Source organism: Phenylobacterium sp. (assembly GCF_004799395.1).
In the GTDB taxonomy this organism is placed as follows: Bacteria; Pseudomonadota; Alphaproteobacteria; order Caulobacterales; family Caulobacteraceae; genus Phenylobacterium.
Genome location: NZ_SSMZ01000164.1, coordinates 1 through 14,692, shown reverse-complemented (window position 1 = coordinate 14,692; position 14,692 = coordinate 1). Strand labels below are relative to the sequence as shown.

At 69.6% G+C, this 14,692-nt stretch carries 16 protein-coding genes; 5 read left to right on the top strand and 11 right to left on the bottom strand.

Annotated features, from left to right (window positions below):
* Positions 1-90: 90 nt before the first annotated feature.
* Together E8A12_RS10805 and E8A12_RS10800 are read right to left on the bottom strand one after the other, a co-directional pair.
* The gene (locus E8A12_RS10805) at positions 91-426 is read right to left on the bottom strand and encodes a metalloregulator ArsR/SmtB family transcription factor (protein ID WP_293368505.1); all 336 of its coding nucleotides are present in this window, start codon (positions 424-426) and stop codon (positions 91-93) included.
* Entirely contained in the window at positions 426-1,076 is a 651-nt protein-coding gene (locus E8A12_RS10800) for a glutathione S-transferase family protein (RefSeq protein ID WP_293368503.1), read from the bottom strand. Before E8A12_RS10800 ends, E8A12_RS10805 begins: the two co-directional genes overlap by 1 nt.
* A 190-nt stretch (positions 1,077-1,266) precedes the next feature.
* Here E8A12_RS10800 and E8A12_RS10795 point away from each other — a divergent pair, with 190 nt between their 5' ends.
* On the top strand, positions 1,267-1,863 hold the full coding sequence (locus E8A12_RS10795; RefSeq protein WP_293368501.1) for a PEPxxWA-CTERM sorting domain-containing protein: 597 nt from the start codon (positions 1,267-1,269) through the stop codon (positions 1,861-1,863).
* 20 nt (positions 1,864-1,883) lie between these two features.
* Here the strand turns inward: E8A12_RS10795 and pgsA are convergent, their stop codons facing one another.
* Entirely contained in the window at positions 1,884-2,510 is a 627-nt protein-coding gene (gene pgsA, locus E8A12_RS10790) for a CDP-diacylglycerol--glycerol-3-phosphate 3-phosphatidyltransferase (RefSeq protein ID WP_293368499.1), read from the bottom strand.
* A 95-nt stretch (positions 2,511-2,605) separates the two neighbouring features.
* Entirely contained in the window at positions 2,606-4,276 is a 1,671-nt protein-coding gene (locus E8A12_RS10785; RefSeq protein ID WP_293368497.1) for a serine hydrolase, read from the bottom strand.
* 205 nt (positions 4,277-4,481) lie between these two features.
* On the opposite strand from E8A12_RS10785, the gene E8A12_RS10780 reads away from it, so the two are divergent.
* The 3 genes from E8A12_RS10780 to E8A12_RS10770 are packed head-to-tail and all read left to right on the top strand — an operon-like array spanning position 4,482 to position 6,960.
* Complete coding sequence (locus E8A12_RS10780) at positions 4,482-5,414, top strand: hypothetical protein (protein ID WP_293368495.1); 933 nt, start codon at positions 4,482-4,484, stop codon at positions 5,412-5,414.
* Between the two features lie 42 nt (positions 5,415-5,456).
* The gene (locus tag E8A12_RS10775) at positions 5,457-6,035 is read left to right on the top strand and encodes a sigma-70 family RNA polymerase sigma factor (protein WP_293368493.1); all 579 of its coding nucleotides are present in this window, start codon (positions 5,457-5,459) and stop codon (positions 6,033-6,035) included.
* The gene (locus tag E8A12_RS10770; protein ID WP_293368491.1) at positions 6,028-6,960 is read left to right on the top strand and encodes an ankyrin repeat domain-containing protein; all 933 of its coding nucleotides are present in this window, start codon (positions 6,028-6,030) and stop codon (positions 6,958-6,960) included. Before E8A12_RS10775 ends, E8A12_RS10770 begins: the two co-directional genes overlap by 8 nt.
* 208 nt (positions 6,961-7,168) lie before the next feature.
* Here the strand turns inward: E8A12_RS10770 and E8A12_RS10765 are convergent, their stop codons facing one another.
* The 4 genes from E8A12_RS10765 to E8A12_RS10750 all read right to left on the bottom strand — a co-directional run bounded on the left by E8A12_RS10765 (position 7,169) and on the right by E8A12_RS10750 (position 12,099).
* The gene (locus E8A12_RS10765; protein ID WP_293368489.1) at positions 7,169-8,137 is read right to left on the bottom strand and encodes a M48 family metallopeptidase; all 969 of its coding nucleotides are present in this window, start codon (positions 8,135-8,137) and stop codon (positions 7,169-7,171) included.
* Positions 8,138-8,166: 29 nt separating this feature from the next.
* Complete coding sequence (locus tag E8A12_RS10760) at positions 8,167-10,239, bottom strand: adenylate/guanylate cyclase domain-containing protein (protein ID WP_293368487.1); 2,073 nt, start codon at positions 10,237-10,239, stop codon at positions 8,167-8,169.
* Positions 10,240-10,291: 52 nt separating this feature from the next.
* Positions 10,292-11,197 (bottom strand): hypothetical protein, encoded by a 906-nt coding sequence (locus E8A12_RS10755; RefSeq protein WP_293368485.1) that lies wholly within the window; start codon positions 11,195-11,197, stop codon positions 10,292-10,294.
* Positions 11,198-11,319: 122 nt separating this feature from the next.
* Positions 11,320-12,099: a fumarylacetoacetate hydrolase family protein gene (locus E8A12_RS10750; protein ID WP_293368483.1), complete on the bottom strand. Its 780-nt coding sequence runs from the start codon at positions 12,097-12,099 to the stop codon at positions 11,320-11,322.
* A 68-nt stretch (positions 12,100-12,167) separates the two neighbouring features.
* Here E8A12_RS10750 and E8A12_RS10745 point away from each other — a divergent pair, with 68 nt between their 5' ends.
* A complete protein-coding gene (locus E8A12_RS10745; RefSeq protein ID WP_293368481.1) occupies positions 12,168-12,956 on the top strand; it encodes an SDR family oxidoreductase in 789 nt (262 codons plus the stop codon).
* A 17-nt stretch (positions 12,957-12,973) separates the two neighbouring features.
* Here E8A12_RS10745 and E8A12_RS10740 read toward each other — a convergent pair whose 3' ends face one another.
* The 3 genes from E8A12_RS10740 to E8A12_RS10730 all read right to left on the bottom strand — a co-directional run.
* On the bottom strand, positions 12,974-13,378 hold the full coding sequence (locus tag E8A12_RS10740; RefSeq protein ID WP_293368479.1) for a VOC family protein: 405 nt from the start codon (positions 13,376-13,378) through the stop codon (positions 12,974-12,976).
* Positions 13,375-13,851 carry a helix-turn-helix transcriptional regulator gene (locus E8A12_RS10735; protein WP_293368477.1) on the bottom strand — a complete coding sequence of 159 codons (477 nt, stop codon included), beginning with the start codon at positions 13,849-13,851 and terminating at the stop codon, positions 13,375-13,377. Before E8A12_RS10735 ends, E8A12_RS10740 begins: the two co-directional genes overlap by 4 nt.
* Before the next feature lie 93 nt (positions 13,852-13,944).
* A partial coding sequence (locus E8A12_RS10730) for a hypothetical protein (RefSeq protein ID WP_293368475.1) occupies positions 13,945-14,692 on the bottom strand: 748 nt, incomplete at its 5' end.

Here is a 14,692-nt window from a genome sequence, read left to right as displayed (position 1 = left end):
CGAACACCCGCTGGGGGGTCACGGTGGGATAGGTGCGCTCAAGGGTGAAGACCCCGTGGGACACGCTGCGGGTCAGCTCGGTCTGGGCCTTCATGTCGGGTCTCCGTCGGGAAAACGTTTGAGGTATTCGCCGAGCCGGTCGAGGCGTTGTTCCGCCTCCGCCCGGCGCTGGTTGAACCACTGCTCGGCCAGGCTGAGCGCGGCGGGCTCCATGCGGCAGGTGCGCACACGGCCGACCTTCTCCGAGCGGACCAGGCCGCTGGCCTCCAGCAGCGCCAAGTGCTGGACGATGGCCGGCAGCGACATGGCATAGGGCGCTGCGAGCTCGCTGACCGAGGCGGGGCCCAGGCTCAACCGCTCGACCATGCCGCGCCGCGTGGGGTCGGCCAGGGCCTGGAACGTCAGGTCGAGGTTGGCGGTCGGCATCAGCCGTCTTTCAGCGGAAAATATTGGAACCAGGGCTCCGCCTCATCGAGAACCCGAGCAACGCTGGGCCGCGCCTTGAGGCGGCCGAGATAGGCGGCGAGGCCCGGCCAGTCGGCCAGCCGCACCGCATAGTCGGCGTAGAACAGAGCCGGAAGCGCGGCGCAGTCGGCCAGGGTGAAGGTCTCGCCCATCGCCCAGGGGCTAGCGATCATCGGGGCGATCAGGTCGTAGCCCTCACGCACCTTGGCGCGGTTCTGTTCGGCGCCGAAGGGGTCGTGCCGGTCGTCCGGCCGCATGCGCTCGCTGACGATCTGCTGGAACGGCAGGTGGACGTAGTTGTCGATCAGCCGGTCGAGAAGCCGGGTCCGCATCGCCACGTCCGGGTCGGCCGGAACCAGCGACGCCGCGCCCGCCTGCGTGCGAGCGAGGTACTCGACAATGAGGCTGGATTCCGGAACCGTCTGACCCCGCGGCTCGTCGCGCAGCACCGGGAACTTAGCCAGCGGCCACACCGCCTGGAAGGCAGCGCGGTCGGCCGGATCGCCGAGGTTCACCAGCCGCGGCGTGAAGGCGATGTCCGCCTCGTAAAGCGCGATCAGCGACTTCCAGCAGAAGGAGGACAGCGGGTGGTAATAGAGGGTCAGCGTCATCGCCCGGCTCCATACTTAAGCAATTACCTAACTATATAATGACCCAAAGGACTGTCAACCACGGCGCCGGGCGGCGACTCGCCCGATAGGCGAATAATCAAATAAAATCAGATACTAATGCCTAAATGGGCAATATCTTCGGCACTTTCGGTCGCCTTAGACTGGCTCCGCAACCAGATGTGGGGTCGATATGAAACTTCAATCATTCCTGGCCGGCGCTTCGCTGGCCCTGATAGCCAGCGTGGCCGCTGGCGCCGCCAGCGCGACCAATCTCCTGACTGACGGCAGTTTCGAGGACGGGATCGTCGGCTGGACCTTCACGGGTAATACCGGCTACTTCGGCGTGAGCTGCGGTTCGGGCGCGGAAGACGGTTCGTGCTACGTCTCCGAAGGCCCCGTGGGCTCGGACGGGATCCTCAGCCAGTCCTTCTCCGACACGGCCGGCGACACCCTGGACCTCTCGGGCTGGATCAACGGCAATGGCGCAAGCTTCAGCCACGTCCAGTACGTGTTCGACGGGAACCTGGTGTTCGACACCGGAAATCCGACGCCCAACACCGGCGGTTGGACGAACTACGCGGTGAATGTCACCGCGACCGGTTCCGACACCCTCGCGGTGCACTTCCGCAACGACCCTGGGTACAGCAGCCTCGACAACTTCTCGGTGACCGACGTCGCCGGCGGCGGCGCGGTGCCGGAGCCCGCCACCTGGGCGTTGATGATCAGCGGCTTCTTCGGGGCCGGCGCCTTCCTGCGCCGTCGCCGGGCGCTCACCGCGATCGCCTGACCCGGGGCTGCAGCCCCGTCCTAGGGCTGCAGCGCCTTGCGGGTCTGTTCCCAGTACTGGGCGCCGGTGATCAGAGTCACCAGGGTCGCCAGCCAGAACATCGTGTGCGCGGCGATGGCGGCGGGACCCTGCACCGCCGGATCCTGCGGTAACAGCGGGAACGCGCCCCAGGCGCCGACCACCAGCTCCATGGCCAGCGCCACCAGCTGCAGGGTGGTCTTCCACTTGGCGAGCAGGGTGACGGGCAGCTTGATCCCGCGGCCCGCGCCCACTTCGCGCAGCGCGCTGACCGTGAATTCGCGGAACAGGATCAAGCCGCCGGGCAGCAGCACCATCGGCTGGGCCCCGCCCAAGGCCATCAGGCCCAGGATCGCGCCGCAGACCAGCACCTTGTCGCCGATCGGATCGAGGATCGCGCCCCAGACGCTGACCGCGTCCAGCTTGCGCGCCAACCAACCGTCGAAGAAGTCGGTCACCGCGGCCACCACGAAGGCGTAGATCGCCCACCGCTGCAGGGCGAACTGGGTCTGCGGCTCCAGGTGGTCGGAGAGGCCAGGCACCGCGCCCGCCGCTGCAGCCAGGGCCACGAACATGAACAGCGCCAGCACCAGGCGCATGGAGGTCAGGATGTTTGGGAGCGATTTCATCGGCGAATCCAGCGCGCCCGGCGGCGCTTCGTTCCGCGAAGCTTAGCCGTTTCTCATCGCCCGATCACGGCCCTGCGGCGCCCTGCGGCGCACGCTCAGCCCGGCGACTGCCTGAACACGAGGCCAACGATCTGGCCGCCATCGCCAAGCACAATCCGCCACTCAAGCGAGCCCTTTTCAAAGGCCACAATGTAGATATCGGCCCCGCCCGGGCCGACCGACTGGAATGTCACCGACTTCAGCGGACCAAGCTGGGCCAAGGCGGTCCTTATGCCGTCGGCCTGCCGGCGCGTGGCCTCGGCGAGGCTCGGGGCCATGCGGCTGTAATCAGGCGCGCCGCTCTGCAGTCCGCCTATGACGCGTCGCAAAGCCTCTTCTGTACCGGGCGAGGCGACGCCGGCCGCCAAGTGCGCGGCCTTGGCCTTGGCCAGCCGCTCAGCCTCAGCCGCGTCGATCCGCTTCGCCAACGGCTGTTGGCCGCCTTGTTGGATCACGACGCCGCTCACCTGCCCGTCCGCGCCGGTCTGGAACGTCAGCTCGACATCGGCGGTCTTCGCGAAGAATTTGCCGCCGCCCGCGGGATAGAGCCGCAGGTCCGGCTGGCCGGCGATGTGGGAGATCAAGCCGGGAGCGCGAATATCCACCTTGGTCACGATGAAGGGCGAGAGCTCGTAGAACCCGGCGTACCGCGCGAGGGCTGTCGCCGTTTCCGGCGCTTGCCGGGGATAGACCTTCGCACCCAGGCACAGGCCCGCGAGATCGGTCGCAAGCTTGTCCGTGGCGGGCGTCGTCTGATTGGCGAGCGCCACGGCCGTGATGCGGGACTTCGGATAGCGCTGGAACGAGGCCGTGAAGCCATTGACGCCGCCGTTGTGCCAGATGCGGTCCTGGCCCCATTGCTGGTCGATCACGAAGCCGAAGCCGTAGTGATGGCCGTAGTCGGTGAACATCGCCTTCAACGAGTTCGGCTTCAGCGGACTCGCCGCATAGAGCGCCTGGTCCCACGCCAGCAGGTCATCCACCGTCGAATAGAGGGAGCCGGCGGCGAAGGGGACGCTCATGTCCAGGAAGGGGGCGTTTCCCAAGCCGCCGTCCGGCGCGCGCTGGTACCCGGGAACCCGCCCCAGAATGATCGTGTCCTCCCGGTCATAGCCCGACCCGGTCATGTGGAGCGGCCCGAAGATGTGCTGCTTCAGATAGTCGGCGTAGGGCTGGCCGGAGACCTTCTCCACCACATAGCCGAGCAGGATGTAGCCGGAATTGTCGTAGGCGAATTTGCTGCCCGGCTCGAATTCCAGAGGCTTGTCGCGGGTGAGCTTGATCAGCTCCTCAGGCGTATGCGGCAGGCGCGCCGTCCGGTCGAAAAAGCCGGGCAAAGCCGTATAGGTGGGGATGCCGGAACTGTGGGTCAGAAGGTGGCGCAGGGTGACCTTGGACCAGGCCGCAGGCGCGTCGGCATAGTATTTGGAGATTGGATCGTCGATTGACAGCTTGCCGGCTTCTTGCAGCTGCAGGATCGCAGTGGCGGTGAACTGTTTGGTGATCGAGCCTATGCGGAACTTCATCTCCGGGGCCGCAGCCACGCCCAGCTCACGGTCGGCCAAGCCCACGCCCCGACGCAGGACCGGTCGGCCGTTCGCCGCCACCAGGACGGCGCCCGAGAACATGCCCGCTTGGTCGTAGGCCGCGATTGCCGACTGGGCCTCGCGCACGAAGGCCGGATTGGGACAAGCCGCCCCGGCCGCCAAGGCGTCATGTGCACTCAAGGTCGCAAGCCCAATGATTAGAGCGATGTCCCGGCGCATGTCGTCCCCCCGTGCCGCTGCTGCCCGATGGATCAGCATGCCCGGGCCGCGCTCCGGGGGCAACGGAGGCGAATAGCGCCGCATCCCCACGGAAAAATCGCCCGACAATAACCCCATCCGCCAGCCGGCCGCGTAGGTCGTCATGTAAGGCCCCAGGGAGGCGCACATGACGATGGCGGAAAGTACGGCGCTGAGACGCCGCACGGTTCTGGGGATGGCGCTGGCGGTGGCGATCCCGGCGATGGGCGCGGCCTGCACGGCGAGGGCCAGCGCCGCCGAACTCGTCGACCTAACAGTGGTGGACCGCGAGACGGGCCAGCCGCTGCAGGTCTGGCGCCATGAAGGGCGGCTGTTCGTCGCGGGCCAGCCGGGCGCCCGCTACAGCCTGCGGGTCGCGAACCACACCGCAGGCCGGGTGCTGTTGGTGATGTCGGTGGACGGCGTCAATGTGGTCAGCGGCGAAACGGCCAACTACGGCCAAACCGGCTATGTGCTCGACGCCTACCAGTCCTATGACGTGACCGGCTGGCGCAAGTCCAACACAGAGGTCGCCGCGTTCAGCTTCGCGCCGCTGCCGCAGTCCTACGCCGCCCGCACCGGGCGGCCCGGCGATATTGGGGTGATCGGGCTCGCCGTCTTCAAGGAACGCGTGATCCCCGTGGACTCCGTCGCACCGGTGGCGGCGCCCACGGCGGACGCGCGCAATGAGGTTTCTGAGACGGTGGTCACCGGGGAGCGGGCCACGCGGGCGCAGTCCGCGCCGCCGCCGGCCGCCCCGCGCGCCGCGCCGGCGCTGCGGTCCCCGGCGGCCGCGCCGCCCGCCGCCGCATCCTCCGAGATGGCGGCCGCCGCCGAGCGGCGGGCGGAGAAGCTGGGCACGGCGCACGGCGCGCGGGAATGGTCGGTGATCACCAACGTCGATTTCGAGCGGGCGACATCGCATCCGCAGCTCATCCGTCGCATCGAATACGACACCTTTGACAACCTGGTTGCGAGCGGCATGGTCCGGCCCAACCTGGGCGAGGCGCGCCGGCCGCGGCCCTTCCCCGGGAACGGCGACGGGGCCGCCTATGTCCCGGATCCGCCCGGCCGGCCATAGGCCTTTGCGCGCCGCCCCGTGCAGAGGATAGGTTTGGCCTTGATGGAGCTCGACGCCGCGGACGACGCTGACCTGTTGCGCGCCCACGGCGCCGGTGACCCGCAAGCGTTCGCACGGCTCTATGACCGATATGACCGCCCATGCTTCCAGTTCATCCGCCGACTGCTGGGCCCCGCGCACAGCGACGCCGCCGAGGACCTGCACCAGGAGACCTGGATCGCGATCTCGAAGAACGCCGCCGCGTTCGACCCCGCCAGGGCCAGCTTTCCCGCCTGGCTGTTCACTGTCGCGCGCCACAAGGCCTTCGATCATTTCCGCCGGCAGAAGGTCACCGTCCTGGCCCCGGCCCAGGAGGATGCGGCGATGATGGTCCCGGATCCGGGTCAGTCGCCGTTGGAGGCGGTGCAGTCGCGCGAACTGGCCCAGGAGATCGTGACCGCGGTCGAGGCCTTGCCGCTGGAACAGCGCGGCGTCTTCGTGATGTTCGCCCAGGCCGGGCTCTCGCTCGACGAGATCGCCCAGGTCACCGGCGTCACCGTGGAGACCGCCAAGAGCCGATTGCGCTATGCCCGCGCCAAGCTGAGACAGGCGCTCGCGGGCGAGAGGTCGGCCCATGTCTGAACACGACGCCATGTCCGATCCGATGGACAAGGCCTATGGCGAGGCCGAGGCGGTGCTGAACGACGAGGCCGCCCGCGCGGCGCGGCGGGCGCGGGTCCTGGCCGCCGTGGCGGCCGAGCCGGCGGCGGCTGGGTCAGCGCCTGCGAAGCCTCGGCCCGCGTGGAGCCGGGGCGGCTGGCTGCTGGCGGCCGGCGTGGCGGGCCTGGGCGTACTCCTGGCCAGCCAGGTCTATCTTCCGACCCTGAAGCCTCCACGGGCCGGGCCAGCGACCGTGGCGATACTGACCCCGCCGGCGCCGCCGGTTGCGGCTGCGCCGACCCCAGCCGTTCCGCCGCCGCCACAGCAGCCGAAGCCGGCTCCGCGGGCGGCCGCCGCCCCGCCGGCCCGGTCCGCCCCGGCCGCTGCGCCAACCCCATCGACGCCGCCGCAGGACTTCGAAACGGCCGGGCGGGCGGGGCCTGCGCTGCCGCCTCGGGTCATGCCGGCGCCGCCGGCTCTGGTCTCACAGGCGCCAGCGGCCGCTCCGGCCCCTCCGACGGCAAGGTCGGCCCGCGCCGCCTCGGTCGCGGCCCCGGCGGTCAGCGGGGAGATCAATGAGCTTGTCGTGACGGCCGAGAAGCGCACGGCGCCGCCGAATTCGCCAGCCGACCGGGCCCAGCGGTTGCGCGACGCCGCAGGCGCCGATCAAACCGCTGAGATCGAAGCCTTGCTGGCCAGGCGCGTCCCCGTGGACGCGCCTGACGCCGAGGGCGAAACCGCTCTGATGAAGGCCGTCCAGGCTGACCATCCTGCCGCCGCCGCTCTCCTGCGCCGCCACGGCGCCAACCTCGACGTCAGGAACCGCGCGGGCGCATCGGCAAGAGACATGGCGGCCTCGATTGGCGACGCCGAGCTCAACCAAGCTCTTGGCGTGGCCGGTGGATAGGACCTCAGGTCAACTCCCCTGACGAGCGCCGCCGCCCTAGGGTTGGGCCGCTTCGGAAGGTCGAAATCGCTCGCTGCTGATACTGGATATTCAGTGATCACTCGCTCGAGAAGCGAAGTTACTTCAATAAAATCAGCGTGAACTGGTAAATAAATGATGCCGTTCAGCGAACGTGGTGTAGCCAAATAGGCGGCGTTGCCCGGGGGCCCTAGGTCAGCCGGAACACCGTCCGCGTCGGGAAGGACTGCTTCAAGTCGTCCCATCCTGGATGGCCCGAGGCTGAGCCGACCGGGGTCTTGTCGGCCTTGATCACCGTCTGCAGCCGCTTGATGCGGTCCTTGGTGCCAGGGTGGGTGGAATAGAGCGAGGTCGTGGCCTTGGTGCCCGGCGGCACCAGCCGCAGCATGGTGTTGAAGAAGTCCGGCGCGTGGGTGCTGTCGTAGCCCACGAAGTGGAAGACGTGGACGATGTGGCCGTCGGCGGCATATTCCAGGTCCTGCGAATAGCCGCTGGTGATCATGTCGTAGACCGGGCCTTCGAAGGCGGTCAGCACCTCGCTGGTCAGGAAGGCGCCCGCTCCGCCGGCCTTGCGGCCCACCTGGTTGACGATCTGCTGCTTGGCGATGCCGCCCATGCCCTGGACGAACTTCTTGTTCTTGATCTGGGCGACGCCGTGGCTGAGCTCGGCGTGGCCGATCTCGTGGCTGATCACCGCGGCCAGTTCCTCCGGCGCGGCGCAGTAGCGGATCAGGCCCTTGTGCACGGCGATCTTGCCGCCCGGCAGGGCCCAAGCGTTGACGGTGTCGGCGTCGATCAGGGTGATGTCCCAGGGCAGGCCCGCGCGCTTGCTGGTGGCGATCAGCGGCTCGGCGAAACGGTGCAGCGCCTCCTGGTCGCGGGTGGAATTGTAGCGGCCGCCGGACTGGTCGATGAACTTCTCATAGTAGTTCGTGCCCATCGAGATCTCGTCGGCTTCACTGATCTGCATGCCGGCGATGACGTTGGCGGTCTGTCCCATCAGGTCGACGGCCCGGCTCATACCAGGGGACATGTTGCCGAGGCCGGGCAGGCTGCCGAGGCCGGGGATCTGCGCCAGCGCGGGCGTCGCGGCCATGGCCGCGCCGGCGGCGGCGCCCGTCAGCAGGCCGCGGCGGCCGATAGGTGCGAAGTCGCTCATGCCATCCCTCCCCTAACCTGGGCTTCCCGTCATTTGGTCTTCAGCACGAACTCGCCCTGCCAGTCGGCCGGCGGTGGGTTCGCGAGATAGGCCTCACAGCGTTCAGCATATACCTTTGACGGCGGATCGGCTGCTGCCAAGCTCGTGAAGATCTTCAGCGCTCCGGCGAAGTCGCGGGCGTCATGCAGCGCCAGCGCGCGTTCGAACTCGCCGCGGCGGGCCAGGACATCGCTCGGCACGTCGCCGCCGCGGCCCATCACCTCGAAGACGGTGATCGGCAGGGTCTTGCCCTTGACCACCAGCCGGTCCAGCCGGCGCAGCACGAAGGCGTCGCCCAGCTTCTCGGCGGTCAGTTCGGAGATCATGATGGAAGTGCCGTACTCCTTGTTGGCGCCCTCGAGCCGCGCCGACAGGTTCACCATGTCGCCGGTCACTGTGTAGTTTAGCCGCTGGGCCGAGCCCATGTTCCCCGCGACGGCGAAGCCAGTGGCGATGCCGATACGGGTGCCGAGCTTGCCGTTCGGCAGATAGTCGCCGACCACCTCGCGGTTGAACGTCGCCAGCGCCGCCTGGCAATCCAGCGCGGTCTCCACGGCCTTGCGCTCAGCGTCCTCGACCACCACCGGCGCGCCCCAGATCGCCATCACCGCATCGCCGATATATTTGTCCACATAGCCGTCGTGGCGGTTCACCACTCCCGACATCAGGGTGAGGTAGCGGTTCATCAGCTCGATGAGCCGCTCGGGCGTCTCGCGCAGCCCCTCGCTGATCGTGGTGAAGCCGGCGATGTCGGTGAACATCACCGTCACCCAGCGCTTGTCGCCGCCCAGCTTCAGCGCGTCGGGGTTCTCCATCATCTGGTCGACCAGGGCCGGCGCCAGATAGTGGCGGAAGGCGTGCTGCACCCAGCGCTTCTCACGGTCCTCGACCACGAAGCGGTAGGCGTAGATCAAGGTGTAGGCGAGGACCGCCGAGACGATCAGGCTGGGCGCCGGCGCCACCACTTTCTCCTGCAGCGCCCAGATCGAGGCCAGTAGTTCGGCGGCCAGCGCGGCCAGGCCGACGGCCCCGCCAGTGACCGGCGGCAGGAACAGGAATGCAGCCGCGAGCAGCGCCGTGGTCACCGCGACCAGGACGAAGGTCGCGGCCGGCGGCGTCTCGCTGAGCGCGAGGTTCTTGGTGAGCGTATTGATCGCCGCGGCGTGGATCAGCACGCCGGGCATCGAGCTGCGCCGGACGGCGGCGGCGTACTTGGCCGGGTCGGCGGCGATGCGACAGGGCTTGGGCGCGGCCCGTGCGCTGGCGGCCTCGTCCCAGGCCATGCGCTTCGAGCTGACGAAGCGGTCTTCGACGTCCAACACCTCCGCCATCAGCACCACCTTGCCGGCGAAGGCCCGCTGGAAATAGCCGGTGTCACCGGCCTGCACGCAAGCGAACACGTCGGCCATGCTGTAGACCGGCACGTCTCCGGGACCGGTGTTGAAATTGATGATGAAGTCCTTCGCCGGGACCTTTGCGCCCGCGCGCCGCGCCAGCTCCACGCCGAAGGACAACTGGTCGCCGCCCTCCTGGTTGGCGAAGCTCCGCCAATAACGGCGAACCACGTCGTCGTCGTCGATGTCGGTGTTGACCACCCGCAGATTGTCCGCGCCCTTCACCGCCATCACCTGGCCGGCGTAGGGCGCGAGCGTCTCGCCCGAAAGGCGCGTCTCGCCCATGACCATGCGGTCCTGGTCGGCGGCGTTGCGCAGCGCGATCAGGAACGGCCGGTCATAGCCCAGCAGCAGTTCGGGCCGGTCAAGCGTCGTGGGCATCACCATGTCCAGGCCGATGGCCTTGGCGCCGGCGTTGTCGATGGCGTCGATGACGTAGGCGAAGTAGGGCGTCCAGGCGACCTTGGGCGTGTTGTCGAAGGGCGCGGTCTTGTAGGTCTGCTCGTCCACCGCCACGACCACCACGTCGGACTTCAACGGCGGGAACAGCGGCCCGAACAGCTGGTGGCGCAGCGGCAGCAGGAAGTCGATGCCGCGGCGGTCGAAGGCCCGCGACTGCGGCAGCGCCGCCAGCACGCCGACGATCACGCCCAGCGCCAGCGCCACCACGACCCGGCGGCGGCGCCACTGCCTCGGCCGCGATCCGCCCGCCCCGGGGTTGCTAGGGCGCGGCGAGCGGGACAACGCGGTTGGCCAGACTTGGATCCTCGTCAAGGGCCGGGTCGATGTAGAACAGCGCGCTGGCCACCACCTTGTCGCCGGACAGCACCTCGGCCTTGTAGGGCATTCCCGTCGCCAGCGGCGGGGCGCTCGGCGGATAGGCGATCCACTCCTTGGCGACCGACGCCTGCCAGAGCACCGGAGCGCCGGTCTCGTTCATGGCCTTCACCCGCACGGTGGCCGCGCCAAGGGCGGCGTCCCACTTGAAGACCGGCGGGCCGCCCTTCAGCGCGCGCTCGTCCCAGTCGACGCCGGTGAACGGGGTGATCCGGTTGACCGTCGCCCCGGCTTCCGAGGCGCTGGCCAGAATGATCGGGTTGGCGGAGCGGCAGCCGGGCGTGGGACGGCTCTGCATCCTGCCGCCAGCGACCGTGCTGCCCTTGGTCCCAACCGTGACCGTGCCGCCCTGGACCACCTCGGTCAGGCAGCCGGACAGGAAGCTCAGGGTGGCCGTGCCCTTGGGGCCGAGCGCGATGGTCTGCTTGGCGAAGACGTAGTCCATCTGCCGCACCGGGGCGCCCGGCGAAGCGGCTTCGATCACCGCCACGGCGTCGGTGCCGAGCTTGTGCAGCGGCGGGAGCGCGGTGGCGCTCGACTGCAGGCCCATGGGCTGGCCCGGCGCCCCGCCGGCCGTCGCGGTCTGGGAATTCGGCGCGGGCGTCGCCGGCTTCTGCGACGGCATCTTCGGCAGGCTGGAGGCGGCATTCTTCAGGAAGTCGCCGAGCTGGTAGGCGTTCGCCGGCGCGGCGACGGCGGCCAGGCTGAGCCCCGCGGCCATCGCCAGCACCGGCCCGATACGGCGCGCGGCGGCGCGCCCAGCCGTTAGGAAACGTCCGATGGTCTGCATGGTCGCCTGCCCCCCGTCTCCCGTCCAAAGCAGCGAAGATGGCGTGGAGGGCAGCTTACCCTGGTCGACACCGGAGGCCAGCGGAAACGAACAGCGTTCCGCCTGGCGAGCCGTCGGCGGCGCTAGGCGATGGTCACCTCCACTGGCGGCAAGCCCTCGACCTCGAAACGGTAGCTCTGGCCGGAGGCGACGAACTTGGTCGGCACGATGCTGCCGGTGCTGACCCACTGGCCGGGCTGGAGCGCCTGGCCGCGGCGGGCCAGGTGACGGACCACCCAGCTCAGCGCGTTGGCGGGATCGCCCAGGACGTCGCTGGACGAACCGGTGTCGATCTCCTCGCCGTCGCAGAACAGCACGCCCTTGCGGTCCTTGAGCGAGGCGATCCCCGCCGCGGCGATCGTCGGCCCGGTCACCAGGCCGGCGTTCCAGGCATTGTCGGCGACCAGGGTGGCGGCGGCCAGCCGGCCGTAGTCGGCGCCGCTATCGTCCACCAGCTCGAAGGCCGCGCAGATGGCGTCCACATGGTCCAGCGCCTGCTCCGGCGCGACCTGGCCGCCAAGGAACGACGCGCCGATCCGCACGGCGATCTCGCTCTCGACGCCCAGGCGCACATAGCCGCCCATCGCCACGCGGGCCGGTGAGACGTGCATCCGGCGGCTGAGCACCGCCCCCACGATCGGCTCGTCGATCGCGCACATCTGCTGCATGCGCGGCGTGGTGAGGCCGATCTTGTAGCCCGCGACCGCCTCGCCGGGCTGGGCGAGCAGGGGCACGAGCGCGTCCTGGACGTCATAGCCAAAGGCCATGTCGCCGGCGCGGCCGGGCGGCGCTTCGAGGGTAAAGCGTTCCCGATTGCGGTGGCGCTCGGCGATGGCCTTTGCGAAGGTCTGGGCGTCGGTCACGCGGGGGACAGCTCCCAAGTTCGCGGGCACGATAGCAGTGCCGGCGAGCGGCCGGAAAGGGCGGACGTGTGACAGGTTTTTCCCTCGGTATCGACGGGCGCTCGGCCCTGGTCTGCGGCGCCAGCAAGGGGCTGGGCCGCGCCTGCGCCGAGGCCCTGGCCCAGGCCGGCGCCCGGCTGACCATCTGCGCCCGCAGCGAAGGCCCGCTGAAGGCGGCGGCGGCCGAGATCGAGGCCCTCGCCGGCCAGCCCGTGACCGCCGTCGCCGCCGACGTGACGACGGAGGCCGGCCGCGCCGCCCTGGTCGCCGCCTGCCCGGACCCGGACATCCTGGTGACCAACGCCGCCGGCCCGCCGCCCGGCCGCTTCGAGGACTGGGGGGAGGCCGAATGGCAGGCTGCGACCTCGGCCAACATGATCGCGCCCCTGCTGCTGATCCGCGCCGTGGTCGGCGGCATGCGCCGGCGCCGCTGGGGCCGCATCGTCAACATCACCTCCAGCGCGGTGAAGGCACCGCTGCCGATGCTGGGCCTCTCCAACGGCGCGCGGGCCGGGCTGACCGGCGCCATCGGCGGCATCGCCCGCGAGGTGGCCCGCGACGGGGTGACGATCAACAACCTGCTCCCCGGCCACTTCGCCACCGACCGGCTGGAGAGCTACCTGACCGCCGTGGCCGCCGCGCGCGGTGTCCCGCCGGAGACGGTGCGCGCCGAGGTCGCCGCCGCCAACCCCACCGGCCGGGTCGGCCAGCCGCCGGAGTTCGGCGCCACGTGCGCCTTCCTGGCCAGCGCGCACGCCGGCTACGTCACCGGCCAGAACATCCTGATGGACGGCGGCCTTTTCCCGGGCCTGTTCTGAAAGGTCCTCCCCCAGCCTCAGCGCCCCTCGACCAGCTTCCAGCCGTTGCCCGAGGGGTCGCGGAAGCTGGCGTCGACGGCGCCGTAGCGCTCCACCGGTTCTTGCGTGAACTCCACGCCCGCGGCGCTCATCCGGTCGTAGGCGGCGCGGCAGTCGTCGACCGTCAGGACCAGCGGCGGCATGGCGCCCTTGGCCACCGCTTCGCGCAGGGTCTGGGCGGTGGCCTCGTCCACCGTCGGCGGCTGCGGCGCGAAGAGGCCGAGCTGGAAGGACGGCTGGTCTGGGTGCTGCACCGTCAGCCACCGGTAGTCGCCGTTCTTCGCGTCGGTATGGACGCGGAACCCCACTTTCTCGACATAGAATTGCAGGGCTTCTTCCTGGTCTCGGACATAGAGTCCGGCGACTCCGACACCTTGGCTCATGGGACCTCCGTTTGTTCGGACCCGGTCATAGCGCCGGCCTCCCGCCGCCGCTTCTCCGAAACTGCGATTGTCAGGTGCGGGCGCCGGGCGGCCCGGAGGAAACAGCGCGGCGTCGCCTTGAGGTCCTGAGGGGCGGCCTGCTCGCGGGCGCGAAGTTCCCGCGGGCTCTCGCCGGTGATGTCGCGGAACACCCGGCCGAAGGTGCCCAGGCTCGCCCAGCCGGTCTCGAAGGCGATCTCGGTGACGGCCACGTTGGTCTCGCGCAGCAGCGCGGTCGCCCGCTCGATCCGCTGCGTCAGGAGGTAGCGGTGCGGCGGCGTCCCGAACGCCGCGGCGAACGACCGCGCGAAATGCGCCTGTGACACCCCGCTCACCTTGGCCAGCCGCCGCACCGGCCAGGCCTCATGGCTGGCCACGTCCATCCGGTCCTTGGCCCGCAGCAGGCGGCGGAGCAGTTCGGGTTCCATGGTCATCGCCCAATTGTATCCTTCTCTCCGCGAGGGAGAAGGATCGAAACGACGTTGCCACCCCCATCAGTCGTCATCGTCGGCCCAGGTTTCCAGGCGCTAGGGGCCCGCTTCCATGATGGCGTCCATCTTCGCCGGCGGGTCGATCGGTGTTTTCCGCTCGCCGTCGCTGGTGCGCACCGGCAGCATGGTGTCCGGGTCGGCGGTGTAGCCGACCACCCGGTGCTGGCCGGTCTCGGGATGTACCTCGATCTTGAAGTGGCGGGAGAGGATGGTCGTGGACTCCGGCAGCCCCGGCGGGGCGTAGGCCTTCAGCCGCGCGTGGGTGCGCGGGCCCAGCACCGCGGCTGCCCAGCGCAACTGCTTCAGCCGCACCTGGGTCAGAAAGGCGGTCTGCGGCGTCGCCTCCAGGGCCATCTTCCAGCCGAGGTCGCTGAACCGCTCGGCGAGCGCCTCGCGCGCCAGGCGCATGTCCTCGGCGAACTCCGGGTGGTCGGCCTTCCAGCGGTAGATGGTGCGCAGCGACGGCACCAGCGGGTCGGCGGCGATGGTCGTCAGCATCTCGCCCTGGGAGACGCGGGCGACGGCCTCGTTGGCCGTCGCCGGGCAGAAGCCCTGGCCGCTTACGGGTTTGCGCGCCGCCTGCGCCTTGGCCCGGTCGAAGATCCGCCCGAACCCCGGATACCGCCGCGCCCAGCGCGTTAGGGATTGAGCGGATGGCAGGCCAGGTTCAGAGCAGATCGACGCCAGGCTCTCGGCCGCCGCCCTCCGCGCGCAGACCACCCGCGCAACGTGGCCAAGAACCGCACATACCCGCGCGCAGGGGCTCGCCCGCCCGGTGTTATCA

What these genes read in the sequence shown, in the direction of transcription:
- E8A12_RS10805 (WP_293368505.1), bottom strand. Translation starts at nt 426, where the DNA reads ATGCCGACCGCCAACCTCGACCTGACGTTCCAGGCCCTGGCCGACCCC.
- E8A12_RS10800 (WP_293368503.1), bottom strand. Translation starts at nt 1,076, where the DNA reads ATGACGCTGACCCTCTATTACCACCCGCTGTCCTCCTTCTGCTGGAAG.
- E8A12_RS10795 (WP_293368501.1), top strand. Translation starts at nt 1,267, where the DNA reads ATGAAACTTCAATCATTCCTGGCCGGCGCTTCGCTGGCCCTGATAGCC.
- pgsA (WP_293368499.1), bottom strand. Translation starts at nt 2,510, where the DNA reads ATGAAATCGCTCCCAAACATCCTGACCTCCATGCGCCTGGTGCTGGCG.
- E8A12_RS10780 (WP_293368495.1), top strand. Translation starts at nt 4,482, where the DNA reads ATGACGATGGCGGAAAGTACGGCGCTGAGACGCCGCACGGTTCTGGGG.
- E8A12_RS10775 (WP_293368493.1), top strand. Translation starts at nt 5,457, where the DNA reads ATGGAGCTCGACGCCGCGGACGACGCTGACCTGTTGCGCGCCCACGGC.
- E8A12_RS10770 (WP_293368491.1), top strand. Translation starts at nt 6,028, where the DNA reads ATGTCTGAACACGACGCCATGTCCGATCCGATGGACAAGGCCTATGGC.
- E8A12_RS10765 (WP_293368489.1), bottom strand. Translation starts at nt 8,137, where the DNA reads ATGAGCGACTTCGCACCTATCGGCCGCCGCGGCCTGCTGACGGGCGCC.
- E8A12_RS10755 (WP_293368485.1), bottom strand. Translation starts at nt 11,197, where the DNA reads ATGCAGACCATCGGACGTTTCCTAACGGCTGGGCGCGCCGCCGCGCGC.
- E8A12_RS10740 (WP_293368479.1), bottom strand. Translation starts at nt 13,378, where the DNA reads ATGAGCCAAGGTGTCGGAGTCGCCGGACTCTATGTCCGAGACCAGGAA.
- E8A12_RS10735 (WP_293368477.1), bottom strand. Translation starts at nt 13,851, where the DNA reads ATGACCATGGAACCCGAACTGCTCCGCCGCCTGCTGCGGGCCAAGGAC.